This window comes from uncultured Sphingobacterium sp. (assembly GCF_964277905.1).
GTDB classification, from domain to species: Bacteria; Bacteroidota; Bacteroidia; order Sphingobacteriales; family Sphingobacteriaceae; genus Sphingobacterium; species Sphingobacterium siyangense.
Window position 1 is genome coordinate 1 of the sequence record NZ_CAXYKD010000038.1, and the last position, 26,062, is coordinate 26,062.

The following is a 26,062-nucleotide window of genomic DNA, read 5'->3' on the forward strand; positions in this document are numbered from 1 at the left end:
CCGCCACTCACCGAGTTTTCCCGATCGTTAGTCTAATGCCGATAGGCTAGGAGCGTATTGTGTTGTAGTTTTGAGTCAACAAATAAGAACAACAGAACTAACACTATAAAATAAAGACATTATGAAATCATTAGTAAAAACATTAGCAGCAGCAGCCCTAATCGCAGTATCTACATTCGCTATGGCAGCTGAAGGACCTGGAGCCAAAGCAACAAAAGCTGACATTAACCTTTCCACAGCAGATTTCGCTTTAGAGCACTATGTTGCGGTAATGACCGAAGGCGAATCAGCAGGGGTAGAGCAATTATTTGCCGAAGATTTCAGCCAAAAGATCCAATCTTCCAATGCACAGTCTAACAGCCGTACTGGAGTGGTCAAACTATTGAAAAAGCAAAAAGGCGAAAAGCTGAACTGTACAGTAAGCACTGATATCCTTGAAGAATCGGCAGACTATATGGTTGCTAAAGTGACTCTAAAATTTGACAACTTCACCAAAACGGACTTAGTTACCTTGGAGCGTGTGGGCAATGACTGGAAAGTATCCAAATCGATCAATTCGTATAAATAGTATCTAATAACTAGTGGTTTGTCAGCTCGGGCAGACTACAAACCACTAGTGAATCATATGTTTATTAAGGCCAAGTCGGGAGATGTGGCTTTTTTAGTTTTGTCCACTTGCTACTAATTGTCAATTGTTTTTTTAAATATTTCTATAATTTTCTACAACGATAAGATCAATATCATCATAATCTTTGGCAACCCTGTTAATAGTAACTTTTACATCATCCCAAACTAAACCACCCAACCCGGCCCCAATTTTGGGCAGGGCTATTTTTTCGATGCCATTTTGGCGGGCATATACAAGCATTTTGAGAAGAGAATCTTCAATTGCTTTAAGTTCTGCTTTGGTTTTCCAGGTCTTTTGAGTGCCAAGATTGAAAACAGTGCCTTCACCATAGTCGTAAGAAAAAACATCCCCAAGAGAGAAATCACCATCTTTACAACGCTTTTTATATTCCAAATACATTTGATTATATTTTTCTTTGAATTGTAAAGCGATTCCTTTCCCCATTGCTCCAGCGCAATTACAACCATGAGCATAATTTTTTACATCAGGTAAATTGAATATATTTCCAGAATCTAGATATGTGACCATTTTTTTTTTTAAATGCGTAATAGTCCAATCATTCAGCTTCGAAGCCGAATTGTTGGGAGGATGAAGATGAACAAAATTATTCTGAAATGCAACTTGCTTCACCTCCCTATTCCCGCCATTCACCGAATTTTCCTGAACGTTAGTCTAAAGCCCGTAGGCTAGGGGCGTATTGTGTCGTAGTTTTGAGTCAACAAATAAGAACTAAAAACTAACACTATAAAATAAAGACATTATGAACCATCATGAGTGTATTCAAAAGACACTCATGATAGCTTTATCATCAAATAAAAAACAAATAATTTCGATAAAAAACGCTAGTAAAAACATTCACAGCAGCAGCCCTAATCGCAGTATCTACTTTCGCTATGGCAGCTGAAGGACCAGGAGTAAAGGCAACAAAAGCAAACGTTAACCTTTCCACAGCAGACTTCGCTTTAGAGAACTATGTTGCGGTAACGACCGAAGGCGAATCTGCAGGCGTGGAGCAGTTATTTGCAGCTGATTTTAATCAAAAGATCCAAGCTACCAATGCGCAGTCTAATAGCCGTAGCGAAGTGGTTAAATCCTTGAAAAAGCAAAAAGGAGAGAAGCTAAACTGTACCGTAAGCACAGATATCATCGAGGAATCTGCAGACTATATGGTCGCTAAAGTAACGTTGAAATTTGAGAATTTCACCAAAACAGATTTAGTTACCTTGGAGCGTGTGGGCAATGACTGGAAAGTGTCTAAATCGTTCAATTCGTATAAATAGTATCCAATAACTAGTGGTTTGCCATTAAAGGAAGGCAAACCACTAGTGAATCATATGTTTAAGTTTAGTTTAGAAGCCAGGTCGTGAGACGTGGCTTTTTTATGTTTTATTTAAAATAGCGAGGTGCCTCGAGGATAACTGTAGCTAGTACTACTCAATTAGCATAATTAAGTAGGGAAAATAAATGATTAGGAGAAAGATTAAGCATAAATATTTTTTTAATTACTTGAAACCCATTTTTCAATCGAAAAGTTAGGAGTAAGATAAGTAGAAAGAATAGGCGATTTTATTAGAAGAGCCTGTAAATAGATTCCCCAAAAACCTTCTTAGATGCTTGGAAATTGCTTTTAATCGAAAAGTCAAGATCAATTTTATTAGTAAAATTATGAGAAGACCTATTACCATTATGGTGCACACCTATTGGCAGATCGGTAAGCGTATTGTGGAGCAAGAACAGCAAGGCAATAGCCGTGCAAGCTATGGTGATTTTGTAGTATCAGGCCTTTCTAAGTATTTGTCAGTTGCATTAGAAAAAGGTTTTTCAGAAGCCGATTTACGGAATATGCGGCATTTTTACCAGACCTTTCCCGACTTCGACCAATCCTCTACGCAGCGCGTAGAGAATTTCCAATCCGTTACGCAGTGCGTAACGAAACTTAGCTGGGCAAATACCCGTTTGTAGCGTCTGAGATTATCGGCGGACTTAACTGTATATTGGTGATCGGTATAGATTAATACTTTATATTGTTGATAGGCAATTTCAATCATTTGGACTTTTAGAAGCTTTTGCTATGCTGAAAGCAGGTAAAGGAGAATACGGATGTAATTTACGCCCTTAGTTGGATTTTATTGAATTTATGCCTCTTAAAAATGGTTGCTTTCTCAATTGCTGTTCGTATTGTTCTTTGCTTATAAATGGCCATAGTTCATGATCCCCTGAATGCTTAAATTCTTCAAACTGCTCTTTCCTCTCATTTAGTTTTACGTTATAATGCTGTCCTAAGCTCAGGACAGTAAATAACAAGTCTTTAAATGAAAACCGTAATAGCGGATTCATACGATCAAAGTAAGGCCATTCGTACTCAAAATCCGAATGTAGGAATAAAATAAACCGAGCAATGTCTTTCAGTTCTTTATCAGAAAGTTGGTGTTTGCCAGTAAGTGTATGATTTTCTAAATCGCTATATAAACACCAGCTTAATTCGAGCATTGGTCTTATGATAGGATCATCAAATTTGACTTGTTTTGAAGAATAATAATGTTCAGGAAGATAACCAAAGGATACATTGTCTAGTATCTCCTCCTCAAACTCATCATTGCTAATAAGTCCGACAACTAAATGTCTTAAATGATACGCAAGTTCCTTTCTACGTGCTAAGTCAACCATATTAAAATGTTTTCTTAAAGATATGTAAATATTCATTTGATAAGCTGTAAAGCACAAACTTCTTACCTGCCCATTCCCGCCATTCACCGAGTTTTCCTGATCGTTGGTCTAAAGCCCGTAGGCTAGGGGCGTATTGTGTTGTAGTTTTGAGTCAACAAATAAGAACAACAGAACTAACACAATAAAATAAAGACATTATGAAAACGCTAGTAAAAACATTCGCAGCAGCAGCTTTAATCGCAGTATCTACATTTGCTATGGCAGCTGAAGGACCTAGAGCCAAAGCAACAAAAGCAAGCGTTAACCTTTCCACAGCAGATTTCGCTTTAGAGCACTATGTTGCGGTAACCACAGAGGGAGAATCAGCAGGAGTAGAGCAGTTATTCGCAGCTGATTTCAATCAAAAGATCCAAGCTTCCAATGCACAAAATAACAGCCGTAGCGAAGTGGTTAAATCCTTGAAAAAACAAAAAGGTGAAAAGCTAAACTGTACAGTAAGCACTGATATCATCGAGGAATTGGCAGACTATATGGTGGCTAAAGTAACGTTGAAATTTGAAAACTTCACCAAAACAGATTTAGTTACCTTGGAGCGTGTGGGTAATGACTGGAAGGTATCCAAATCGATCAATTCGTATAAATAAGAGCCATCTCAAATAAATATATATGTAGTAGAGCCACGTCATGAGATGTGGCTTTTTTATGATCTATTTAAAATAGCGAGTTGTTACGGGTATGATCGTAGTCTGTATAGCTAAATCAGAATAATTAAGTAGAAAGTATAGACAAATAAATAATTTTATAACCACATAAATATTTATTAATTTACAGCTCATATTATCCTGGTTAGCCTATTTAATTGCCATAAAATTCTCTATTGCGGTGACTTAACCGTTGCGAAAAAAGCAGTGAAGAAAGAATGCACACTGTCGCTAATCAAAGCAAGGTGCAAACAGCTGTGATAGTGCATATTCTTGTTAACTAGACTAAAGGCTAATGTCATACGACAAATTCTTATGGAAAGAAAAAAAGACTTTATTAATCAAATAAACGAAACAACCGCTAAGCACGGATTGAATAATTACAATCAGTTCAACGTATTTCGGACTATGTTCAAAATGACTGAGGAGAAACCGCTCCATTCACGCTTTATTGCTTTTTTGCTAAATCCTCAGGGAACTCATGGGCGAGGTGCAAAATTTTTAGAACTTTTTTTGGAGGAACTGGAAATGCCGAATTTCCGTTTGGATGGAGTTACTGTAGTACCAGATGAGGCTGGAAAAAGTGAATTGGATAATATCGATATTTTAATTCGAAATGCCCATAACGAAGCTATCATAATTGAAAATAAAATATTTGCTGGAGATAGTAATAAATCGGACTTAGAGTTTGAGAAAAATAATATTTATGATCCCAACAATCCCAACAGGTTTCAACTCCCAAGGTATCATAATAAAGTGACCGCAAAGGGTTTTAAAGTTGTTCGTATTTTATACTTAACTATTGACGGCAAACTTCCCTCTTTTCATGATGAATTTCCGCAGTGTGTCAAAGATCTTCTTATAAGAAAAGAACATCTGAAACATATACAGCAATGGTTAACACGATGTATTAGCGAGTTAGTAGATGATAGCGACCTAAAAAGGGCTATTGTTCAATATAAACAGGCTTCTCTAGAGTTTTTGAATGATATTCAATTGGCCTGGGATTTAAAAACAATTACTGCTGCTAATTTGGATGAAGGATACAATTTTTGGATAAATAAGGAAATTGAAGGTGTCAATCATGCTGAATTGGTGTTAGCGCAATTTAAGCATGTTAAGTGGCATACCGTCCATGAGTTTTTTTCAAACTTAGGTGATTGTATCTCAGAAGCATTTAATGTTAAAGTTTCTGAAATAGAAAATGATAAGATTACTGCCCTTACTCATAGAGATGTTAAAACTAGAATTAGCTTATCATTTCCAAAAAATGAAGTTTTATATTATGTATGCAACGACAGTAATGGTTTCAGTATCGGAATAGTTAAAGAGAGCAAGTGTGATGAAGATTATCAAAAGATTTTAGAGAAGCGTTACGCTAATTTCGATTTTAATGCCACTCAGGTTTTTGATCTCATCGATCCATCGTGTAGCGATGAGTTAATTGATAAAATTGTATTGGAATGCCAGGCGTTTGTTTCCAAAAAAGAACTAAAAATAGCCGTAAATAAAAGATTTTAGTCTAGAAAAATCATAATGCGCAATTGATAGATGGGACTTATTTAATTATGTCAGAAATATTAAAAAAGTATGAATAGATTAATACTTGTTGGTAATGGGTTTGATCTGGCACACGGATTAAGAACCAGTTATAAAGATTTTATTTTTTGGTACCTGGATAGTAGTTTTAATGGTGCAGGTATATATGCTAATGGAGAGTTTTATGAAGACGAATTGATTAATGTATCAATTTTGGAGCACTACAGGTTTATGGATCTCCGAGATAAAGCAAAAAATACAGGTATAAGTAGATATTTATACGATAAGGGACTTTTAAATATTTACTTAAACTTTGGCTTTTATGATGATTTAGATACCATAGGTAATGCAAAAGAACAATTTCAAGAAGTTTCTAAACTCATATCACATGAAGTTGTTTTTAAATGCAGTTTTTTTAAGATGTTGATTGACTCGTGCTTAGAGTGTGGTTGGGTAGATATAGAACAAGAATATTTTGATGCACTGAAGAAGTATAATGATTCAGATCATTCTCACGATTTAGACTATATACGTACAATAAATAAGAATTTTGAATTTTTAAAAGGAAAGCTGGAGGAGTATTTATTGATCGAAGAACAGCGAGGTATTGAAGTTATCCCGGAACTTTTGGAAGCCATGCGATCAGATTTTAGCATTTCAGATTTTGATACTGCATTCAATAGCGAGGATGTAACAAGTGCCAGAAACACAACTCATGGAAATGGTAAGCTTAATCAATATAAATTGTATCTGTTGAATTTTAACTATACCAATACGCTTAGAAAGTATTACAAAGAAATCGCTAATACCGAAAAAGACGACTATGAGCTATCGGTTGAATCACTAGATGAGTTTAATACAAACAAATTCCGCTCTTATGCCATAAACCATATTCATGGCGAACTTAAAAATCCTACGAACCCTATTATTTTTGGTTTTGGTGATGAACATGATAAAGAGTATTTACAATTTGAGGAACAGAAGAATAATAGTCTTTTTGAGCATGTAAAATCTTATCATTATCTCAAAACTTCCAATTACAGAAATTTAATGCGTTTTTTGAACCTAGATCATTATCAAGTTTTTACTAATTGGACATTCTTGTGGTTTGTCAGATCGAACGATGTTCAAAGAAATATTTGATCATGATAATTGTAAGTCTGTTAGGATATTTCATTACAATGATTTTTTTGACAAATCAATAAACTTAAGCCGTCATTTTAGCGACAAGGGACGTATGCGAAAGCTTGTTGTGGAATTTAATCCAGCCGATGCTATAATGCAAGGTAATAAGAACTAATTGACCAAATGCTAAATTTCGTAGAATTAAATCCTAATGATCTATTTGACAATTAAGTTATCATAACTTAATAGACTATTAAAAAGAAACATCAAGTCCTATAAAAAGCTTTATGGCTAATTTCTAGCTTTAAACTTGAGGAAACATTTCATTCCTAAACAATATTTCGGATATTTGGACAAAGACCAGTTTTTAGTTAAAAGATTTATCATGTCGGATATTCAGCAGTTAATAGCACAGATCAGAGCATTCAGAGATGCGAGAGATTGGGAACAGTTTCACAATTCTAAGGACCTCGCAGTTGCATTGAGCATTGAAGCGTCTGAGCTTCTGGAACTTTTTCTGTGGAAAGGAAATGAAGATGCCAATCCCGATAAGTTGAGGAATGAGCTTGCCGATGTGCTTATGTATGCGCTATTACTTGCCGATAAGCAAGGGCTTGATGTCAAGCAGATCGTGGAGGACAAGATGAGACTCAACAACGAAAAATATCCGGTCGAAAAAGCCAAGGGAACTGCTAAAAAGTATAATGAACTGTAATTAACAACGCATGTCAGAATTGGATATTAAAGAAGTTCATATTGTTCCCGTCGGTAGCACAGGAGAGGTTAGGGATACAGATAGCAAACTAGATTTTTATAACAGCGCACTTGTTTATCTGCTCAACGATAAAAGGTCAATCTATATCGGTGAATCTATCGATATCAAGAACCGCTTTTCAAGCCACAATAGACACGACAGCAAGAAAGACCTATTAATCCGACATGCGATATATTCGCATTTGTTCAACAAATCCGTTACCCTGCATCTAGAAGCATTCCTGATCAATCTTTTCTCAGCAGAAAAAGGTCTGAAACTAATCAATGCCAACCTTGGCAATAACGGTCACTACTATCACAAGAAGAAAGAATATGAGGTATTGTTTCCGCAGATATGGAAACAACTCGAAGAACTTAAAATAGCGCGCACGTCTTTTGAAGAGATCATTAACAGCAACGTTTTTAAGTACTCACCCTACAAGAGTTTGAACCTAGACCAGCAGCAGGCAGTTCTGGCCTGTTTGAAAATGCTCGTGGACGACAAAAAAGGTATCTTTATACAGGGGAATGCAGGTACTGGTAAGACTATCATTGCGATTTATGTACTTAAATTGCTTGTTACGCCCATACGCTATTTTGAACAGTTTGAGATGAAGGATGAATTCTCGATGGAGGCATTCGGGTTGCTTAATGCATATCGAGACAAACATGGTATTACAGTAGAAAATGAAAAAGATCTTAAAGATCAAGTCGCCCTTGTCGTATCGATGACCTCCTTGCGCAGTACCCTGCAGAAAGTGTTCAAAGATATTGATCAGCTTAGTTCGAGTATGGTTATATCGCCAACAGATATTTCAAAACGAACATACAAGGTGGTTTTAGTGGATGAGGCCCACCGCTTGCGCAGACGCAAAAATATATCTGGTTATGGAGATTTTGATAAGAGTAATACGCGTCTCGGATTTGATATCAACGAAGGAACAGAGTTGGATTGGGTTTTGAAGCAGTCGGAAAATCAGATTTTCTTTTATGACAGCAACCAATCTATCCGTACGACTGATTTACCACCTTCAAGGTTTGAAGTTTTAAAGAACTCTAAGGCGTATGACAGTGTACGCTTACAGACGCAGATTCGCTCTGAAGGAGGTGACCTGTTTACTGATTTTGTCCATCGACTGTTTGACTTGGAATTGTTGCCGAACGAAAGATTTGAATCGAATGATTTTGAGCTTAAGCTGTTTGATAGTTTTGTAGCGATGCGCGCTCAGGTTTTCCACAAAGAAGCAGAGACAGGACTGTCCAGATTGGTTGCCGGCTTTAGCTGGGAGTATAAGACCAAGGATAAAAAGAATAGGTGTCTGTATGATATGACTATCGAGGGGATAGACCTTCGTTGGAATTCGACAGCTAAAGATTGGATCAATTCTAAAAATGCGATACATGAGGTAGGGAGCATCCATACCGTATTTGGCAATGACTTAAATTATATCGCTATCGTCTTTGGTAAAGAGATCGACTATGATCCTATTGCTAAAACTATTGTGGTGTATCGGGACGAATATAAGGACACGAATGGGAAGAATAGCACCGATGACTTGGATTTATTATTCTATGTTAAAAATATCTACAAGACGCTGATGTTTAGAGGGATTAGGGGCGTATATGTTTATGTGTGCAATCCGAATCTTAAAGCCTATTTGAGTCAACATATGGAGGTTGTGACAGGAAATAGCGAAAACGAGTCAAAAGTCATTCCTTCATGTCATATTAGTTCTGACCCTACAGCGGGCTCTATACCATATTATGATCTAGAAATCGCAGCAGGCAATTTTTCCGAATTACAACAAGGTGAGACTTGGCAGTATATTGAAGTTGAAGGACGTTATCAGGATCCACAACGTTACTTTGCCTGTAAAGTAGTCGGGGAGTCTATGAATAAGATTATTCCCAATGGTTCGATCTGTTTATTCGAACGTTATGAGGGAGGTTCCAGAAATGGTCTGATCTGTCTGGTTGAATCCAGTAGTTTTGAAGATCGGGATTTCGGAGCCAATTATACCATTAAAGAGTATTCGAGTAAGAAGACCATTACGGATGAAGGTTGGCAACATCAGCAAATTATCCTCTTACCCAAGTCTTCAGACGACTCCTACATTCCCATTGTACTGAAAGATGAAGAGACTGTAGATCTCCAGGTGATCGGCGTATTTAGACAGGTGCTGTAGCAAAGTTGCTTCACTAATCAATAACAATTGGAAGTATTTCCTTAGCTTTGTATAATTAATCGATGGAAAGATATCGGTACATGCCAATTGTAAATTAATTCACTTTAATGAATACCCACGTACTTGAAACACTCTTAAGTTTATCCGCGGAGGACGAGATCGTTGAATTTAAGGTAGTTAAAAATAATTATTGCTTTGTTGCATGATATGTAATCTTCCTGGAATTCACAAGCCCAATTAGACTTATTTAATTAATGAAAATACAATATATTTCAGATCTACATTTGGATATCCCTGACAATTTGAAATTTTTTGAAAGAAATAGAATTGTTCCACATGCTGATATTTTGGTATTAGCTGGAGATGTTATGCCGTTAACGGATTTAGGGTTAATAGAAGGATTCTTGAATAGTTTAAGTGAAGATTTTGATAGGGTGTATTGGGTACCAGGTAATCATGAATATTATGGTCTTGACTATAATAATTATCGGTCGAATTTTTTGCAAAGTATAAGAGATAATATTTTTATTGTAAATAATAAATCGATACTCGTTAACGATGTTGAGCTTATTTTTTCGACTTTGTGGTCTGAGATTTCCGTAGAAGATCGTTGGTATAGCCAGATTTATATAAATGATTTTAAGTTTGTGAAATTCATGACTGAAGCAATTGATTATAACGATTATAATTTTTTCAATAAAGAGTGCCGCGAGTATATAAGGAATCGAATTTGTGATCATTCTATTGACAAGAAAGTTGTTATTACACATCACTGCCCTGTTTTGCTACCTGCAGAACTCCTTTCTGTTGATAGTGCTCTTTTAGGAGCTTATTGCAATGATTTGGTTGGCCTTATAAGTGATAATTGGCCGAATGCTTGGATATATGGACACAGCCACGCGAATGTTGGTGCTATTGAGATTGGTCCTACTTCTTTTGTGACTAATCAATTTATCACTAGTAAAGATCCATTTAATAATAATGTTGCTGTTGTAATTGATATTTAATTTAATAACACTAAATTTGCACTATAACATTGATGGTGTTATAGTGCAAATTTAGTGTTATTATATGCATAGTATAAAAGAATACATTAATGAGACTATTGGCATAGAGGTTATAATACATGATCTTGATAGTAAATATCTGTCTCAAATACCTGTTTACTTAAGAGCTACCTATCAGTGGTTTGAATTGACAATGTTAGGAAGAAAGTTTCTTGTGGCATTTATTAATGACGACAACGAATTCTCTATCACAGCTATTGATAAACAATTGTCAATTATCGAGGACAAGCTAGGCTTTCCAGTAATACTGTCCATAAGCCAATTGGAACCCTATAATAGGCAGCGGTTAGTAAAAATGCGAAGGAGTTTTATTGTGGTGGGGAAGCAAATGTATGTGCCCAATCTTTTCATAGACCTAAAGGAATATAATTTTGTAAAGAAGGTACAAAAAGCAGAACATTTTCTTCCACTTGCTCAAGTCATGGTGTTATTTTATATTTTGAATAGGAATAAGACCCTTCAAATAGATCACAAACCTTTCAAAGAAATAGCGGATTTTTTTAAGGTTAACACAATAAATGTCTCAAGAGCAATCGAAAATCTCCAACAACTTGAATTGATAAATGTGATTAATAAAGGAAGAAGTAAAGCGTTCCATTTTCTAGATAGTGAAAAAGAATTATGGATAAAAGCGCTGGAGAAGGGATATTTCATATCACCGATTCAAAAGGTGGTATATTCGAATAGAAGTAGATATGTCGCACATCTTCCATTTGCTGGCGATACAGCGCTTGCAGAATACACAGAAATTAATCCATCGAAGCAAGTTACCAGAGCAATGGATCAGGAGAGTTTCTCGTATTTGAAAAAGAATACAGATTTAGAATTTTTTGACCATGAAGATGAATTTGTATATCAAATCTGGAAGTACGATCCTGATATCATTAGCAAAGTTACTGGAAAATATAACAACAAAGTCGATCCCTTATCTTTATATGTAAGCTACATTGATAATATAGATGAACGGGTAGAAATAGAATTGGATAAACTGATTGAAACAATATGGTAAATGGAATTGAAAAATTTAAAGAGTATTTTGCAGCTTTTCCTGATAACTATGTTATAATAGGTGGGACAGCCTGCGATTTAATAACAGAGGAAGCAGGGTTGATAGCTCGTGCTACTAAAGATATAGATATAATTCTGGTAGTAGAGGCCCTTTCCTCAGATTTTGTCAAAACCTTTTGGCAATTTATTAAAGATGGAAATTATACTCGAACGGAGAGTGGAGGTGAAGACAGAAAGTATTACCGATTTATTGATCCTCAAAATAAGCTTTACCCAAAGCAGATTGAACTTTTTTCTAGAACTCCGGATTTAATAGAACTTGACCCCGATTTTCACTTAACTCCTATTCCAGTAGATGATGATTTAAGCAGTTTATCGGCAATTCTGCTTGATGATGATTTTTATAAATATGTAACTGAACATAGTGAACTGGTAGAAGAGATACATAGAGCAAAAATAGAATCCATTATCGTTTTAAAAGCAAAAGCTTTTATTGATATTAGTAATAGAATAGCACAAGGGATTAAAGAAGATAATAAGCATCTAAAAAAACACAGGAACGATGCATTTAAAATGACTCTGCTGCTAACCGGTGAAGAGAGATTTCCCCTTCCAGAAAGTATTCGTAAAATGTTAATTAACTTCTTGAAGCAGATTAAAGAAGACCTACCTACACCCGATATATTTGCTGCAATGGGAATAAAAGGAGCAGATGCTAAGCAGATTTTGGACACTATTTTAAAGGTTTTTGAAATAAAGGAGGAAGAGATATAAAAAGACGCTTCTTATCTACTTGAACATAGAGAAAAATAGTGAGTTCATACCTATATCTGCAGTTTCTTATGAATTAGTTCTTGTCACTTTTATATTAATTATAAAATTTATAATAATTTTAAAGAGTCAGTTTTATTTAATTTAATGTATTTATTAAGGTTAAAAGACTATCACAACACTACGTTGTTTTATTTCTCGAGAAATATATCCTTGAGCTTGTTTTTTTAAAAAAGTAATATATATTAGTTGTATGGAAACGAGATGTAAAAACGAAGCATGTCAAATGGAATTTGATGTGCGAGAGGAGAAGATAGGAAGTGCAGGGGTAGGCTGCAAAGAAAGTGAAGAAATAAGATGCCCATACTGTAATAACTTGCATCAGGAGCGTATGACTTCTGGAAGATTTGTAGCTACTAAAATTTAAAATTAATTTGTTAATAATGATTACCAATATGTTGTTGGTAATCGTTATTTATTTTAGCCCTGGATGTATACTGACGGTGAGTTGCACAGAGATGTCGTTGTAGGAAATTATATACGATCTTGGAATGCAAATGAAAAGACCGAGAGTATGCGTCGCGATAATCCTAAGTCCCCAAAATTTAATTGTAATTGGATCTTTTAAGAGATTAATAAACTAGACATTTATGTCTAGTTTAGCTGGTTGATTTTTTGGAGACTTACTAAGAGGGTATAGACCTCGATAAAAATATAAGCGAATATTAGAAAATGTTATATAGAGTCGTAGCTTAAAAAACATATCATATATAGTTAACCCTTGCCTTAAAAATAATAATATTGTATACTTGCACGTATATTCGTTATGAAAGATCCAGAGATTCGAAGAATTTTTAAAGAAACAGAATTAGCTCACTACCTTAATGATCGTGATTCAAGAGTAATTGATGAATTGAATTTGCCCGTTGCGAAAGCGCGGATTGATATTGCTATTGTGAATGGAGCATTACACGGTTTTGAAATCAAAAGTGCATCAGATACTTTAAAGCGATTACCAGATCAAATGGAGGCATACGCAAAAATATTTGATTATCTATCAGTAATAACAGAAGAAAAGTATTTGTCGAAAATACAAGAATTGGTTCCTAAGTGGGTCGGTTTATTTGTGTGCAAGGAAATAAAAGGGAAAATTGGGGTCAAAAGAGTTAGAAAAGGTAAAATCAATCGAACAAAACAGGGGTTTTTCTTAGCAAAGCTACTTTGGCGTGATGAATTAATAGAAATTCTCACAGAGAACCAGATTACTTTCAGAAAAAAAGATCGTAACTGGATACTTTGTGAAATTCTGTCTAATAATTTACATACCGAAAAATTATCATTAATTGTAAGAGACAAACTAAAAGGCCGCTCAGATTGGAAAAATTTTTATTAGAGAAGATTATGGATTAGCGTAATGTGGTGGTTTTGACTTATCTGAACCCATGTTTCTAAATTTCCTGGAGTTTGATCTAGGCTGTTAAGTTGAGATGCAATAGTAAATATCCGATCATCTCCCCAAGAAAAATTCCTGCCATAGTATTTTTGATTTGAAATAAGTTGAGATGCAAATTCAATAAATTGGCCATTTCCTAAGCGATGTAACCTAGATAGCTCCCCTCGGTAGATCAAAAACTCAAGTTCTGTAGTATATTTAATACTACATGTCCCTGGAAAGCTCGCTTCCGTATAAGTCGGGAACTTTGTGCCAAAATCTGAATAGCTTATTAACTTTCTTATTTCAGTATGCTTTTGTAATTCTAGCCAAAAGAGCCATTCATATCGTTTTATAGTGTATAAGCGATTTGGAGGAGTAAAGGAGCTTAGATTTTGTGGAAATGACCCACACGAAACAATTATTGAACTTAAATTATTTTGTAAAGTTTCAATGATAGAAATGCATTCAATTGCGAAAGTTAGGTAATTTTGCTGTCCAACAATTCCAAAATCCAGAATTAACGACAGACTCTTTCTATTTGTCCCAATTATATTTAAGAGTAAATCTATTTCATGATCAATATTGGAGGTGGGTATTTCGCCATTATTCAACCTAAAACATATTTTATTTATTTTAGACTGTGAAAAAAGTGTTTTAATATATGTCAGGTAATTTAAATGACTATTCTTGCCAACTACTGGAATTACATTTATTTGGTTTGAAATTAATTCTTCAGTTAATCTTTTGGTTTCGTTATCATCATATGGCGAGCATAAAGAGAAATCCAAGTAAAGTTCATTGTCAATAAAACTCCATTCATTTGTCGCAAAATTTAGTACCCTATCATAATTATTAGGTATTACTTCGATAATAGGGGAGATATCATCTTTTATTTGTTGAGATAATTTTTTTAATGCTGTAAATTCTCCTGATTTGGATACAAAAATAGGATAATACTTTTTCATCTGTTATTGGTTAATATTTTTTTATAGCGTACACCCTAAGATAATTAATTATAGATCAGCGAACAAGGTGTTTCTGCAATTTTTATATATTATCATCATTAATTCGGAATATCAACAGCGGCAGATGCTGATAACATTTAACTTTATTGTAGCTCAAAATTATTTTGAACGGGGGGCTATGAAAAGGAAAACGAAAATCAAAGATACGGTTAATCCAACAGGGGATACTCAGGGAAGGCATCAAGCCATCAGCAAGTCAATTAAACTACTTTCCGGAAAAATGGTCGGTCAGGGCTATCTTGAAATGCTTTCTCCTCCTCTATTGGCCCAGTTTTTTAAAAATCGTTATTTTGAGTCAAAGATCTTTATAGACCAAGACGCTTTTGCCAGTACGCAAGTCAGGGAAGGCTATCGGTCAAGAACTATTAGCCTGATTAAAAATAATCCAGGCTGACGCTAACATCGCAATAGGAGATTTAGCGAAATTAATATATCAATCCCTTCAAGATCTCTATTTAGTAAATACCTTTTTCATCAACTCTTTCAACTGTGGAAAAATAGCCTCAAAAGCCTCTCTTTTGTCTTCGGGGACGTCTTCTTTTTCTGCAGCAAGTACATATAATGCTATTTCTGAAATTTCGAAAGTTTTGCAAAGCTTATCTATTGTTGATTTAGACGGTCGTTTCTTATTATTTTCAATAAGGGAAAGCGTGGCCTGAGTTATGCCACACTTGCTCGCTAAATCTTCTTGATTGTATTCTTTTTGTATACGTAAATACTTAATAGTTTTACCCAGATTCATAGATGTAATTTGTGATTGATGATGCTATTTGTGCTAGTGTCGTAATTATATCTATGAGAATTTTATACCACTCACACTCGGTTATTTTTTTCTTAGATTTTTTTGAATTATTTTCATCTAAATCTCTTAGAAGACTAAGTAATGCTTTTTTATTTTTTTTAGATATTTTCGTCTTATCACATGACAAAAGATCTAATATAACTTTTTTTATTTCTTGTGTTGTTACCACTATTGTAAAGTTGAAAATTCAAAACTCTATTAATTAAACTCTTAATTGGAGTTAATGAATTCTCTGTATCATCGTAATTGCTCTTTATTAACAGCTTTCTGAATTGAGTGATTAATTTCCTTTTATCATCGAATCCGTCACTTGGTCTAAATGTTAACTTTATTAAATACTTGAGAAGTCTTTTGATCTTTTTTATTAACCTGGTCAAAAATATTTTTAAGTCGTTAAATTTAGAGTCTTCTCCAAAGATCTCAATTGCCAAGCATCTTGCATTCTTAATTAATGATTCAAGAATATGATTATCAGAAATAAAAAGGGAATCTAATTTAATGCAAAAAATATAATGATCTAAAACAGAGCCGGTACCATTTCTTATCCTTACTCTAGCTTCTTCTTCGCGTCTTTTTTGTAAATCTATTTGGTGTAATTGCTCTAACTTGATGCGTTTTTTCTCCACTTCAATTTCTTGAAGTATAATTTGGTAACGTCGTCTTAGTTCAAGCTTAGCAATACTCATGTTCAAATATAAAAAAAATATATTATAAAAGTAATAAAAGCTAAAAAAAGTAGTTTATTGAAAAAGCATTTTATATATCGAAGTTAAATACAAGAAATAACTCGGTGTTCTTTTAATCCACACTAATATAGAAGCTCTGTATAAATCATATTGTATTAAAAGTAAAGTAAATAAAAAATGTGAAGTCCGGTTGAACTTCACATTTCTAATAACTTACAACTTTTGTGAAACAGTGTCATTTTATATTGGAGGCTCTATAAGTTTGTCTTCGAGATAAATTTTTAAAAAATATAAATGCGACAGTGTTCATTTTATGCTATTGTTTTCTTATTTCAATTACGCTGATAGGTTTATATCTATCGCAATATACGTCCAAAGAAAATCTAATTACCAATGCTATCGCTGAAACGATAAGTGCTTTTATACAAATACTGATTTCTGCCAACGCTCCACTAATTGCTGTAATTAAATATTTTTTATCCAAAACAGCTGATGCTCCGTTAGTATACCAAGCTTTATAGACTTCACTTTTGGGATCACAAAGTGAGTTGTAAATTACTCTCTTAAAAGACGCAAAAACTGTTCTTCCTGCTTCTTTGTCTTTTACAGCTTCCTCTGGAGATGGCAATAGTTTCCTTTCTCGATATGTAAGTTGTTTTTTTGAAAATTCGTCAATAATATATATTAATTGTTTGGTGTGTTGGGGTGTGTTTTGACCTAAATGCTCAAATAATTCATCCTCGTTTTTTGATTGAATTAACTTTATGGCCTCAGCCTCCAGCTCGTCTAGGTTGTACTTAGCATAATTAGTTTTATCCCTCAATGAAAAAAGAGCTACCTCTTCATCAAAACGTTGAATAATATTTTTTTTAAACGAATTTCTTGTCCTTTCTGTTTTAATTACCTTGTCATTTTTAAGAACTTCTTCGATATACACTTTAGACTCTTCATATTTCTCAGTCCTGAGGTAACAAATTGCTAATAACGCCGTTGCTTCAAGATGTATTCTTGTGTTCGAATTAACAAGATGGCGAACTTCCAAGAAACCTTTTTCAGCAAAGTCATAGTCGCCCGAATCTAGAGCAAGTTCATAAAGTTGATTCTTGTACTGCGATAATTTTGTTTTATTATTAGTTTGATTTAAAACATCTCGTATATCTCTGATAACAATTTTTGCTACATCTAATCTTCTTTCTGCAATAGCATTTTTGAATTGCGGGTCCAAAGATTTTAATCGATTCTTCTGGATTTCAGTTAATTTAAGACTCATTTTAAAGTGGTAAATATTTATTTAGCCTTTCAACTTCCTAACCTCTTCCGCCAAATCAGCAACAACTTTAGTCAAATCCAAAATTGCTTTAGTCTTAACATCATCGTCCTGAACGAGTTTTTCTAAAAGCATCTCTACTTTTCCAAGGCTGTTATAGGTAACATTAGGTTGATTGCTAAGCCCAAATGAATTTTCCGAAACGGTAAATGTGTTGTTGTTTTGGATATTAAATATGGCTTTCTCTTCATTGAAGGCACGAATAAATTCGACAGTTACCCCTAAAGCGTCAGCTAACTCCTTTAAGGCTGGTTCTGAAATGGTCCAGGAGTTTTCAAACTCAGAAATGCGTCGTTGGTCAAATTTGCTTTCGCATTTTTGTCCTAAAGCCTCCTGTTTTATACCCATGATTTCACGAATTCTCTTTAGATTTTTTCCTTCGTGTATTTTCTCTTCTTGAAATGCAACGCCCATTTTTTATAGATTTTAATAAGTTCGGTAATTTACCGGTATTTTACCATTTTGCTCTAAATAATTGGTTCCTTACCTTTGATATAAAGATACGATTATTTGTCGATAAAAGTGGCTTTATACATAGTCTAAAGCCACTTTTAAAGTAAATTATTTGTCTTTAGTAGATTAAAACAATACATTTGCACCATCTTAGGTGGCTGCACTTATGAGTCTTGTCTGTGAAACGTGAGAAATTTCAAATGGAGCAAGGCGATTAAGTGGATCAAAACGCCCGTCAGCAATGGCGCGGCGTCCGCTTACTCGTTCCATCGGCTTCTCACGGCCGCACAGACGGTAGGTTGGATGTCGCGCCATTGCCATTTCTGATACCTGCTAAGGGACTTGTTTTTATAAACAAACGAGTTATGAACAAAAAACAAAGATCAAAAAACATCATCACTGCTCCCGAGTAGCTCGGCTGGTTTGGCCAAATTAGATTTGGCTTCTCTTGCCATGGACCGCGTAACGCCAATATTATACACCTTTGTGACCCCTCAATCAAACGCGATCTGGCTCCCAGAATGAATTAATTATTACTAATGTGAACTGAGTAACATCAGGCTCCCAATAAAAAGCTGATTTCGATCGGAGAGGGGATGCTATGTACTTTCGGTTACGGATTACACACTGAAAAATGAACAGGATTTTAGCGCTACAATTTGCTTTTGACTGGATGATTTATGATGTCCATAAGGTCGATTATGATCCTATAAAGGAGATTGAGGCATTCTGGAATCACTATGCGCTAGAGACTGTTTCTGCTAATATACTGCAACTATTGAGCACGTATCTTGATGGTAATTCAGGAGAAAATAGGCTTCTGAAAGATGAGGAAATGCAGGAATTTGCAACTGCATTGTATCGCGTATTGATCGCCTACAATGTCGCCAATTATCGCCATATAGACCTGTGTAAAATGCAGCTGTCAGCAGAAGCTGAAGAGCGCATCGGAAAAGAGCTAGAATTGAGCAAGAAAGTCGCTGAGTTTTTCGGTCGGTTATCTGAATAACCACTAACAAAAAAATAATGAATATCCTGAAATTTTTAGCCTTTTTTAAGGGCTATATAAGCTATATATTTCAAGTACCTGTGAAGCACTACTTAAGCACAGATATAGTACTAATTACGCAAAATTTGCGTAAGAAAATTAGACAACGAAAAACGTACTTCAAAGGTATTTCGATCCTGCTAAAAAAGCGCTGTAAGATTAGCGCTCAGAATCTTGTAAAAAAAGCAGATTCTTCGGGTAGCCTTCGGGTTTTGTTTGAGTACCCTTCGACACTGCGTCGTATCAGCGTTGCCTCATCTTCGGGAGCGCTTCGACTGTTGTTCGACTGCGCTTCGGGTAGGAGTCGAAGGGCTCCCGAGCCTATCTCCACCATGTCCCGAAGAAGTCTCAAAGCTGAGCCGAAGGCCAGCCGAAGAGGGGGAAAGGCATCACCTTCTTCGGACTTTTGCCTGACCAACTTCGCCCCGGCTTCTGCCTTTCATGCTATTGGCCTTGAGTTTTCATCGGGATCTCATCGGGTTACACCGATCAAAACCCGATGCAGACTCGATGAAAATCCGATGAAATGTAAAAATTCGGCAGGAATTGCTCAAAAGATGGTCGAAGATTTTCAGCAGGTGGGAGAGTCTAGATTGACTTATGGAGTAGAATTTGAACGATCTGTTTTAAGGTTCTTTAAGTCGATCTGTAAGGCTTTGATGTTTCGAGCCAATACTTTGCTTGGATTAATAGGTCCAGTTGTTCAGCGGGCTTTAAAATGCTTTTTATTCGTTGCAGATTATAAGCGTGCCTATCGCATGATTTTGATATGCTTGATTTTATGTTTAGTTTCTATGTTTAGTTTATCAGCTCAGACGCCCCGCAAAGATAGCGGGGCCGATGGGCTATCCAGTCTCGTTGCGCTAAAACCGGGCGATAAGATCCCGGATGCGGTATGGAACCAGTCGCTCGAACTGAATTATTTTAATGGGAAAAAGAAAACAATCAAGTTCGCTGATCTGAAAGGGAAGCTGATCCTGCTGGATTTTTGGGCGACTTGGTGCCCATCGTGTATTGAGGGGTTTCCACATCTAGAAGATGTATTGGCGATTAATAAAGATGAGATTGCCGTGCTTCTTGTCAATAGCACACAGACAAAGGATACACAAAAACGTGTACAAGATCTAAAGAAAAAATATAAAACGGCATATGGCTTTCAGACTTCCCTTCCTTATCTATTTGGCGACACCATTTTCCAGCAATTATTTCCTCATAACGCGGTTCCACATGTCGTTTGGATAAATAAAGATGGTATTCTGGTTGCAAATACTTATTCCAATGCATTGTCAAAAGAAAATATAACAGCAGTGCTTCATACTGGAAATGCAGATTTCCATCAAAAAAAAATGAGGACCAATAAAGAAGTGGCTCTGATAACCAATGAAATGCTGAATAACGGATTTTATGCAGGTTCTGTTTTTCAGGCTTATCAAGAAGGATTAGATGCTAGTTCTGGAAATTATGCGTTCGACGGAAAACGGACCAGGTATCAGCTATTGAACCTCAGATTTTCTCAGCTCGTGGCCATAGCATTTCAAAAAGAATTGAAAGGAATACCATGGAGACATTGGCAGTTTGCTGCAAGCAGCGGGGTAAACTCTAAACAGCGGCTCCTGACCCCAAATCGTTATGAAAACAGCTTCTGTTATGAAATGGTGGTGCTGGATTCTTTGCCTAAGAGCAGAGCGAAACAATTTTTTACGGAAGATTTTAAAAAGTTCTTTGGGATAAAACTTTCTGTAGAAAATAAGCCAACGGATGTATGGCGCGTCAGTTTCAATTCAGCTGCCGAAAAGATCAGGAGCAAAGGTGGTATCCCAGAAGTTTTCCTGGGAGATTCGGAGACGGAAATGAAATTCCGCAATATTCCATTAGAATTGTTGATGGATAACCTCAGCCTATATTTTCATCGTCCATTGGTAATTGGAGCGTCCAAAGAGGTACTTGTAGACATGACCATTCCTAAAGGTTTTGAAGGCTGGGAAGAGGATACGCGAAAGGCATTTCTCCGAGCAATGGGTTTAGAGCTTAATTCTGTGCAGGAGACCATTGCCTGTGCATCATTTTCATTAACAGATAGATAGGAGGGTAGGGTATGTATATGAGAATGTTATGCATCCTAAGTGTTTGGATGTGCTGGCTTACGTCCTATAGTCAGGTAAAAGAAAGAAACATAGTTCGAGGAGTAATTCTATCAAGCGAAGACTTGCGCCCATTGCAGGGCGTCACTGTGCAAAATATGGTTACAAATATGCGTTTAAAAAGTGAAGCCGATGGAAGTTTCGGAATAAGGGGAGATTTGCGCGATACACTTCGGTTTTCGGCAATGGGTTATCAGGAATTACGGGTATTGGTAAAGGATGTGTTGGCTAAAGGTAGGGTTTTGATGGCTGTAAAGGATAATTACTTGGAAGAAGTGCAGATCAATACGGGCTATCAGATTTTAAAACCCAATGAAACAACAGGTTCTGCCAGCGTGATTTCCAATGATATGCTCAACCAGCAAACTGGTACAAACATTTTAAACAGGCTCAATAACGTGGCCTCTGGGCTGAGATTTGAAAATCAGCCCAGTACTGTCAGTGATAGACAAAAGCTGAATTTTTCTGTTCGGGGTCTCAGTACCATAGATGGTAATCTTGATCCATTGATTGTATTGGATGGTTTTATTTATGAGGGCAATGTGGCTAATATAGATCCGAATAGCATCGAATCTGTTACCGTTTTGAAAGATGCGGCGGCAAGTTCGATATGGGGTGCAAGGGCAGGAAACGGGGTTGTGGTCATCACTTCTAAAAAAGGAGGTCAGGGAGCTGGCAAAATAATGAATACCACATTTAGCAGCACATTGATTACAAAAGCGAAGCCAAACCTTGATCAGGTGTATCAATTGTCCAATAAGGATTTTATCGATGCAGAGTCCATGTTGTTCAATAAGGGATTTTACGATTGGCTTGGGAATGGTTTTCAGTATATCTCGGTCACGCCGGCTATAGACATATTTGACAGGACAAAACGTGGATTGCTGACTCCTGCAGATTCAGCAGATCTGATCAATGAGCTTATGACAAAAGATGGGAGAAAATCATACCGTGACCTGTTTCTCGAATCGCCCTTCTCGCAACAGTATTCCTTAAATCTTTCGGGCGGCAGCAGACAGTATAATTATGGTTTTTCCGGAGGCTATACCCGAGAAATAGACGAGTATGCAGGACGGTTCCGAAAGTTGAATTTACAGCTTACCAATAGCTTCCAGCCTATAGAAAAACTGGACATTGCGATCAACCTTTTGTTTACAAACAGTATTTCTGAATCAGGCAAGCCGAAGTTTGAATCACTTCACTACAACGGTAAGCAGGTGCCCTACATGGATTTTTACAATAATGATGGCTCTCAAAGCGCCTTTTATCCAGAATTTAGGGGTACTTATATGACCGAAAATTATGGCACACCTTACTTAGACTGGGGGTATTATCCATTGTCTGATTATAAGCAGGCTGTTTCAACGACAAGATTGAATGAGTGGTATTCAACCATAAATGGAAAATATAAAATTTTACCTTTTCTAGATGTAAGTGTCGGGTTCCAGTATCAGATTCAACAGACCGATCTGCAAGGACTATATAATGAAGAAAGCTATTATGCCCGAAAGAACATCAATCAATTTATGGAGGTTTCAAATGGGGGAAGTAGCATTACGTATCATATTCCCAGAGGTGGGATCAAGAGCAAAGACTTCTCCTCAGGACGGTCTTACACCGCAAGAACGCAGTTAAATATGAATAAGTCATGGGGCCTGCACCGGTTGATCGGTATGGCTGGTGGAGAAATTCGAGAAACAGCAAGCAAGGGTGAAAATTATTGGGTATATGGTTATAAAGAGAAGCCCTTACAGGCCGTTCCGGTAGACTTTACGACATATTTCACTATAGTGCCTTCAATGGTGCCAATGGGTATTACGGGAAGTCCATCTTTCACTGATCGCGTGAATAGGTTTGTATCGCTCTATTCAAATTGGAGTTATATTTTTAAGGATCGATATGCCTGGTCGGGAAGTTTTCGAAAAGATGGAGGCAATATATTCGGAGCAAAAACCAACGATAAATGGTCACCGCTATGGTCTACAGGTCTCTCTTGGGATATCGGGAAGGAATCGTTTATCACCCATAAGGATGTAGATCGATTAAAGTTAAGGGCTACCTATGGTTATAGTGGGAATGTTGACCTGCGTAAAACGCCGCAGCCTATCGCCAGTGTAACTGCAGGTACTTATACAAGATTACCTGCACTGACGATCTCAAAATTGAATGATCCATCTTTGAGATGGGAGAAAGTGTCCACCTTCAACCTGGGACTGGACTTCTCTTTGTTTAAAGGTCGTCTATCTGGTACGGTGGATCATTACATTAAAACAGGAAAAGATCTGTATGGGCTCACTGATTTTGATTATACCGCTTGGGGTAAATCCAATACAGTAACCAAAAATGTTGCATCCATGAGAGGAAAAGGCTGGGATATCACACTTTCAACGAATAATCTGGATAAAGCGGTGAAATGGAATTCCAGGCTGCTTTTGAATTTGAATAAGAACAAGACTACTGCATACTATAGGGCTTTGAATGGTGGCGTATCATCTTTTTTGGGCGATGGAAATACCATCACGCCAATACCGGGGATGCCATTGAATGCACTCTCAGCCTTTAGATGGATGGGGCTCGATAATGAGGGAAATCCACAGGGTATCCTTCGTGGTGAAGTCAGTAAAGATTATATCGGTATCAACAACGCTGCATTTAACGACGGACTGGAAGGCGGCAGCATCGTTTTTTATGGTTCTGCCAAGCCGCAGGTTTATGGATCGCTTATAAATACTTTCGGATGGAAATCTTGGACGCTTTCGCTAAATGTGAGCTATAAAGGAGACTATTATTTTAGAAAACCTGCGACTTCCTATTATAACCTTTTCAACCGGGGGACTGCTTTTCCTGATTTTGAGATGCGCTGGCAGCAAGCAGGGGATGAATTGAAGACTTCAGTGCCTTCGGTGCAATATCCATTGGAAGATTTTAGGGACGCGCTATATGTGCAATCTGAAGTAAATGTATTGAAAGCTGATCATTTGAGGTTAGAGTATATAAACATTTCATGGGATAAAACCCTGAGGCTTCAACAGCGCGCTTTACGTGTGAAATTTTATGGAAATGTAAGCAATCTGGGCTTACTATGGACTGCGAATAAGCAAAATATTGATCCTGAATTTCCTTATCGGATTTCGCCCCCAACGACCTTATCTTTTGGATGCCAGTTAAATTATTGATCATAAATGAATCTTGAAATGAAAAAGACGAAAAAACACTTTTGCTTTCTTACGATCTATCTCGCATTATTCGTAACATTCCATACATCCTGCAACAAGTATTTGGATATACAATCAAACAAAAATCAGGTAGTACCAGAGGATCTGACAGATCTTCAGCAGATATTGGATGGTTCGCAAAACATTAATTTTAATTTTTGTTCCATAGGTGAGGTTTCGGCTGATAATTACTTTTTGAAGCAAAAGGTATTTGATGGCCTGAATGAAGTGGGTAGAAAATTTTATACCTGGGAAAACCCCGTTTATAATTTTAATAATGATTGGGCAAAAGCCTATATCACTGTCTATAACTGCAATTTAGTGTTAGATAAAATTAAAGAAATTAAGAGAGCGGAGGCAAATAAAAATGATTGGGATAATGTAAAGGGCTGTGCTCTTTACTATCGTGCCAGCCAATATCTTAGTTTGGTGTGGACCTATAGTAAAGCATATCAAGACGATACATCTGCGAAGGATTTGGGTATTGTACTGCGCAGTACCTCAGATTTTAATGTAAAGTCTGAAAGAGCAACTGTTTTAAAGACTTATCGTGTTATAGTGGATGATCTTTTAGCTGCTGCCGACATACTGCCTGATAAAGCAATTCACGTCATGAGACCATCAAAAATAGCAGCATATGCGGGATTGGCGAGAGCTTACCACTCGATGGCGAAATACGATTCAGCTTACTATTATGCGGACAAGGTCTTATCGGTAAATAAAGAGCTGATGGATTATAACAACGCGGCTGAAGTAAAAATTTTAGCTTCATATCCTTTTACAAGATTTAACAAGGAAACACTCGGATATTTTGAACTTGTGACCATTAATGCACAAATCGGAGTTAATAACGCTAATATTGATTCAACTCTATACCAGTCTTATCATGTTAATGACCTAAGAAAGCAGGCCTTTTTTAAAATGAATGCAGATGGTTATGTTTCGTTTAAAGGCAGTTACGCGGGCGGTGCAAATCTATTTGGTGGGCCTGCTGTTGATGAAATGTTTTTAATCCGTGCGGAATGCGCTGTAAGAAAAGGAAGCATTCGGGAAGGAATGGATGATATGGATTATCTATTATCCCGGCGTTATAAAATAGGAAGTTATATACCGGCTTATTTTGAGGTTCAGGATGAAGCACTTGATTTTGTTCTTGAGGAAAGACGGAAAGAGCTGCTCTTTAGAGGTTTGAGGTGGATGGACCTGAAACGTTTAAACGAAGAGGGGCGGGGAATTCAGCTCAAAAGGAACATGAACGGGACAGAATATATGCTCAAACCCAGAGATAATAAATATGCACTACCATTGCCTGAAGATGTGATTATGGCGACTGGAATGCTTCAAAATCCTATTTAAGAAAAATCTTTATAATAGTCTTTTTTTGAATTATATACCTTAAACGAGAGACCAGCATTATTTGAAACTGGTCTCTTGTTGAAGGACAGCCAATAGATTAATTGGAAACGAAAATCTTCAAACAAATCT

25 protein-coding genes are annotated in these 26,062 nt (G+C 36.4%); 18 read left to right on the forward strand and 7 right to left on the reverse strand.

Going from position 1 to position 26,062, the window contains the following annotated elements:
• Positions 1-121: 121 nt before the first annotated feature.
• Positions 122-568: a nuclear transport factor 2 family protein gene (locus ACHWSC_RS16905; protein WP_394677522.1), complete on the forward strand. Its 447-nt coding sequence runs from the start codon at positions 122-124 to the stop codon at positions 566-568.
• A 132-nt stretch (positions 569-700) separates the two neighbouring features.
• Here ACHWSC_RS16905 and ACHWSC_RS16910 read toward each other — a convergent pair whose 3' ends face one another.
• Positions 701-1,156 carry a macro domain-containing protein gene (locus ACHWSC_RS16910; protein ID WP_394677523.1) on the reverse strand — a complete coding sequence of 152 codons (456 nt, stop codon included), beginning with the start codon at positions 1,154-1,156 and terminating at the stop codon, positions 701-703.
• A 365-nt stretch (positions 1,157-1,521) separates the two neighbouring features.
• Here ACHWSC_RS16910 and ACHWSC_RS16915 point away from each other — a divergent pair, with 365 nt between their 5' ends.
• Both ACHWSC_RS16915 and ACHWSC_RS16920 read left to right on the forward strand, forming a co-directional pair.
• On the forward strand, positions 1,522-1,908 hold the full coding sequence (locus ACHWSC_RS16915) for a nuclear transport factor 2 family protein (protein WP_394677524.1): 387 nt from the start codon (positions 1,522-1,524) through the stop codon (positions 1,906-1,908).
• Between the two features lie 385 nt (positions 1,909-2,293).
• Positions 2,294-2,590, forward strand: a complete 297-nt coding sequence (locus tag ACHWSC_RS16920) for a DUF1016 N-terminal domain-containing protein (RefSeq protein ID WP_394677525.1) — start codon at positions 2,294-2,296, stop codon at positions 2,588-2,590.
• A gap of 153 nt (positions 2,591-2,743) precedes the next feature.
• Here ACHWSC_RS16920 and ACHWSC_RS16925 read toward each other — a convergent pair whose 3' ends face one another.
• Complete coding sequence (locus tag ACHWSC_RS16925; RefSeq protein ID WP_313184157.1) at positions 2,744-3,295, reverse strand: hypothetical protein; 552 nt, start codon at positions 3,293-3,295, stop codon at positions 2,744-2,746.
• 197 nt (positions 3,296-3,492) lie between these two features.
• On the opposite strand from ACHWSC_RS16925, the gene ACHWSC_RS16930 reads away from it, so the two are divergent.
• The 10 genes from ACHWSC_RS16930 to ACHWSC_RS16975 all read left to right on the forward strand — a co-directional run bounded on the left by ACHWSC_RS16930 (position 3,493) and on the right by ACHWSC_RS16975 (position 13,838).
• Entirely contained in the window at positions 3,493-3,939 is a 447-nt protein-coding gene (locus ACHWSC_RS16930; RefSeq protein ID WP_394677526.1) for a nuclear transport factor 2 family protein, read from the forward strand.
• Between the two features lie 372 nt (positions 3,940-4,311).
• Positions 4,312-5,517: a PD-(D/E)XK nuclease family protein gene (locus ACHWSC_RS16935; RefSeq protein ID WP_394677527.1), complete on the forward strand. Its 1,206-nt coding sequence runs from the start codon at positions 4,312-4,314 to the stop codon at positions 5,515-5,517.
• A 69-nt stretch (positions 5,518-5,586) separates the two neighbouring features.
• Positions 5,587-6,678, forward strand: coding sequence for an AbiH family protein (locus tag ACHWSC_RS16940; protein ID WP_394677528.1), 1,092 nt, complete (start codon positions 5,587-5,589; stop codon positions 6,676-6,678).
• A 367-nt stretch (positions 6,679-7,045) separates the two neighbouring features.
• Complete coding sequence (locus tag ACHWSC_RS16945) at positions 7,046-7,375, forward strand: nucleotide pyrophosphohydrolase (RefSeq protein WP_346066605.1); 330 nt, start codon at positions 7,046-7,048, stop codon at positions 7,373-7,375.
• A gap of 10 nt (positions 7,376-7,385) precedes the next feature.
• Complete coding sequence (locus tag ACHWSC_RS16950; protein WP_394677529.1) at positions 7,386-9,599, forward strand: DNA/RNA helicase domain-containing protein; 2,214 nt, start codon at positions 7,386-7,388, stop codon at positions 9,597-9,599.
• 254 nt (positions 9,600-9,853) lie between these two features.
• On the forward strand, positions 9,854-10,606 hold the full coding sequence (locus ACHWSC_RS16955; protein ID WP_394677530.1) for a metallophosphoesterase: 753 nt from the start codon (positions 9,854-9,856) through the stop codon (positions 10,604-10,606).
• Positions 10,607-10,670: 64 nt separating this feature from the next.
• A complete protein-coding gene (locus ACHWSC_RS16960; protein WP_394677531.1) occupies positions 10,671-11,675 on the forward strand; it encodes a MarR family transcriptional regulator in 1,005 nt (334 codons plus the stop codon).
• A complete protein-coding gene (locus tag ACHWSC_RS16965; protein ID WP_394677532.1) occupies positions 11,669-12,448 on the forward strand; it encodes a hypothetical protein in 780 nt (259 codons plus the stop codon). The genes ACHWSC_RS16960 and ACHWSC_RS16965 overlap by 7 nt, the downstream gene beginning before the upstream one ends.
• Before the next feature lie 250 nt (positions 12,449-12,698).
• Complete coding sequence (locus ACHWSC_RS16970; protein WP_394677533.1) at positions 12,699-12,872, forward strand: hypothetical protein; 174 nt, start codon at positions 12,699-12,701, stop codon at positions 12,870-12,872.
• 399 nt (positions 12,873-13,271) lie between these two features.
• Positions 13,272-13,838 (forward strand): sce7726 family protein, encoded by a 567-nt coding sequence (locus ACHWSC_RS16975; RefSeq protein ID WP_394677534.1) that lies wholly within the window; start codon positions 13,272-13,274, stop codon positions 13,836-13,838.
• Here the strand turns inward: ACHWSC_RS16975 and ACHWSC_RS16980 are convergent.
• A complete protein-coding gene (locus ACHWSC_RS16980; RefSeq protein WP_394677535.1) occupies positions 13,835-14,845 on the reverse strand; it encodes a hypothetical protein in 1,011 nt (336 codons plus the stop codon). The genes ACHWSC_RS16975 and ACHWSC_RS16980 overlap by 4 nt on opposite strands.
• Positions 14,846-15,023: 178 nt before the next feature.
• On the opposite strand from ACHWSC_RS16980, the gene ACHWSC_RS16985 reads away from it, so the two are divergent.
• Positions 15,024-15,299: a hypothetical protein gene (locus ACHWSC_RS16985; protein WP_394677536.1), complete on the forward strand. Its 276-nt coding sequence runs from the start codon at positions 15,024-15,026 to the stop codon at positions 15,297-15,299.
• 57 nt (positions 15,300-15,356) lie between these two features.
• Here ACHWSC_RS16985 and ACHWSC_RS16990 read toward each other — a convergent pair whose 3' ends face one another.
• From ACHWSC_RS16990 to ACHWSC_RS17005, 4 genes are all read right to left on the reverse strand, one after another.
• Positions 15,357-15,647: a helix-turn-helix domain-containing protein gene (locus ACHWSC_RS16990; protein ID WP_394677537.1), complete on the reverse strand. Its 291-nt coding sequence runs from the start codon at positions 15,645-15,647 to the stop codon at positions 15,357-15,359.
• Positions 15,648-15,823: 176 nt separating this feature from the next.
• Entirely contained in the window at positions 15,824-16,393 is a 570-nt protein-coding gene (locus ACHWSC_RS16995; protein ID WP_394677538.1) for a hypothetical protein, read from the reverse strand.
• A 316-nt stretch (positions 16,394-16,709) separates the two neighbouring features.
• Positions 16,710-17,663 (reverse strand): hypothetical protein, encoded by a 954-nt coding sequence (locus ACHWSC_RS17000; RefSeq protein ID WP_394677539.1) that lies wholly within the window; start codon positions 17,661-17,663, stop codon positions 16,710-16,712.
• Positions 17,664-17,684: 21 nt separating this feature from the next.
• Positions 17,685-18,134, reverse strand: a complete 450-nt coding sequence (locus ACHWSC_RS17005; RefSeq protein WP_394677540.1) for a helix-turn-helix domain-containing protein — start codon at positions 18,132-18,134, stop codon at positions 17,685-17,687.
• Between the two features lie 673 nt (positions 18,135-18,807).
• Here ACHWSC_RS17005 and ACHWSC_RS17010 point away from each other — a divergent pair.
• The 4 genes from ACHWSC_RS17010 (at position 18,808) to ACHWSC_RS17025 (ending at position 25,933) form a co-directional block, all read left to right on the forward strand.
• A complete protein-coding gene (locus ACHWSC_RS17010; protein WP_394677541.1) occupies positions 18,808-19,182 on the forward strand; it encodes a hypothetical protein in 375 nt (124 codons plus the stop codon).
• A 125-nt stretch (positions 19,183-19,307) separates the two neighbouring features.
• Complete coding sequence (locus ACHWSC_RS17015; protein ID WP_394677542.1) at positions 19,308-21,305, forward strand: TlpA family protein disulfide reductase; 1,998 nt, start codon at positions 19,308-19,310, stop codon at positions 21,303-21,305.
• A 47-nt stretch (positions 21,306-21,352) separates the two neighbouring features.
• Entirely contained in the window at positions 21,353-24,538 is a 3,186-nt protein-coding gene (locus ACHWSC_RS17020; protein ID WP_394677543.1) for a SusC/RagA family TonB-linked outer membrane protein, read from the forward strand.
• A gap of 18 nt (positions 24,539-24,556) precedes the next feature.
• A complete protein-coding gene (locus tag ACHWSC_RS17025; RefSeq protein ID WP_394677544.1) occupies positions 24,557-25,933 on the forward strand; it encodes a RagB/SusD family nutrient uptake outer membrane protein in 1,377 nt (458 codons plus the stop codon).
• The last annotated feature ends 129 nt before the right edge of the window (positions 25,934-26,062 follow it).

Coding starts and splice junctions, on each gene's coding strand:
- ACHWSC_RS16910 (WP_394677523.1), bottom strand. CDS start 1,156: ATGGTCACATATCTAGATTCTGGAAATATATTCAATTTACCTGATGTA.
- ACHWSC_RS17025 (WP_394677544.1), top strand. CDS start 24,557: ATGAAAAAGACGAAAAAACACTTTTGCTTTCTTACGATCTATCTCGCA.
- ACHWSC_RS17020 (WP_394677543.1), top strand. CDS start 21,353: ATGTGCTGGCTTACGTCCTATAGTCAGGTAAAAGAAAGAAACATAGTT.
- ACHWSC_RS16945 (WP_346066605.1), top strand. CDS start 7,046: ATGTCGGATATTCAGCAGTTAATAGCACAGATCAGAGCATTCAGAGAT.
- ACHWSC_RS16990 (WP_394677537.1), bottom strand. CDS start 15,647: ATGAATCTGGGTAAAACTATTAAGTATTTACGTATACAAAAAGAATAC.
- ACHWSC_RS16985 (WP_394677536.1), top strand. CDS start 15,024: ATGAAAAGGAAAACGAAAATCAAAGATACGGTTAATCCAACAGGGGAT.
- ACHWSC_RS17005 (WP_394677540.1), bottom strand. CDS start 18,134: ATGGGCGTTGCATTTCAAGAAGAGAAAATACACGAAGGAAAAAATCTA.
- ACHWSC_RS16980 (WP_394677535.1), bottom strand. CDS start 14,845: ATGAAAAAGTATTATCCTATTTTTGTATCCAAATCAGGAGAATTTACA.
- ACHWSC_RS16930 (WP_394677526.1), top strand. CDS start 3,493: ATGAAAACGCTAGTAAAAACATTCGCAGCAGCAGCTTTAATCGCAGTA.
- ACHWSC_RS16950 (WP_394677529.1), top strand. CDS start 7,386: ATGTCAGAATTGGATATTAAAGAAGTTCATATTGTTCCCGTCGGTAGC.
- ACHWSC_RS16925 (WP_313184157.1), bottom strand. CDS start 3,295: ATGGTTGACTTAGCACGTAGAAAGGAACTTGCGTATCATTTAAGACAT.
- ACHWSC_RS16965 (WP_394677532.1), top strand. CDS start 11,669: ATGGTAAATGGAATTGAAAAATTTAAAGAGTATTTTGCAGCTTTTCCT.
- ACHWSC_RS16905 (WP_394677522.1), top strand. CDS start 122: ATGAAATCATTAGTAAAAACATTAGCAGCAGCAGCCCTAATCGCAGTA.
- ACHWSC_RS17010 (WP_394677541.1), top strand. CDS start 18,808: ATGAACAGGATTTTAGCGCTACAATTTGCTTTTGACTGGATGATTTAT.
- ACHWSC_RS16995 (WP_394677538.1), bottom strand. CDS start 16,393: ATGAGTATTGCTAAGCTTGAACTAAGACGACGTTACCAAATTATACTT.
- ACHWSC_RS16915 (WP_394677524.1), top strand. CDS start 1,522: ATGGCAGCTGAAGGACCAGGAGTAAAGGCAACAAAAGCAAACGTTAAC.
- ACHWSC_RS16960 (WP_394677531.1), top strand. CDS start 10,671: ATGCATAGTATAAAAGAATACATTAATGAGACTATTGGCATAGAGGTT.
- ACHWSC_RS16920 (WP_394677525.1), top strand. CDS start 2,294: ATGAGAAGACCTATTACCATTATGGTGCACACCTATTGGCAGATCGGT.
- ACHWSC_RS16970 (WP_394677533.1), top strand. CDS start 12,699: ATGGAAACGAGATGTAAAAACGAAGCATGTCAAATGGAATTTGATGTG.
- ACHWSC_RS17000 (WP_394677539.1), bottom strand. CDS start 17,663: ATGAGTCTTAAATTAACTGAAATCCAGAAGAATCGATTAAAATCTTTG.
- ACHWSC_RS16955 (WP_394677530.1), top strand. CDS start 9,854: ATGAAAATACAATATATTTCAGATCTACATTTGGATATCCCTGACAAT.
- ACHWSC_RS16935 (WP_394677527.1), top strand. CDS start 4,312: ATGGAAAGAAAAAAAGACTTTATTAATCAAATAAACGAAACAACCGCT.
- ACHWSC_RS16940 (WP_394677528.1), top strand. CDS start 5,587: ATGAATAGATTAATACTTGTTGGTAATGGGTTTGATCTGGCACACGGA.
- ACHWSC_RS16975 (WP_394677534.1), top strand. CDS start 13,272: ATGAAAGATCCAGAGATTCGAAGAATTTTTAAAGAAACAGAATTAGCT.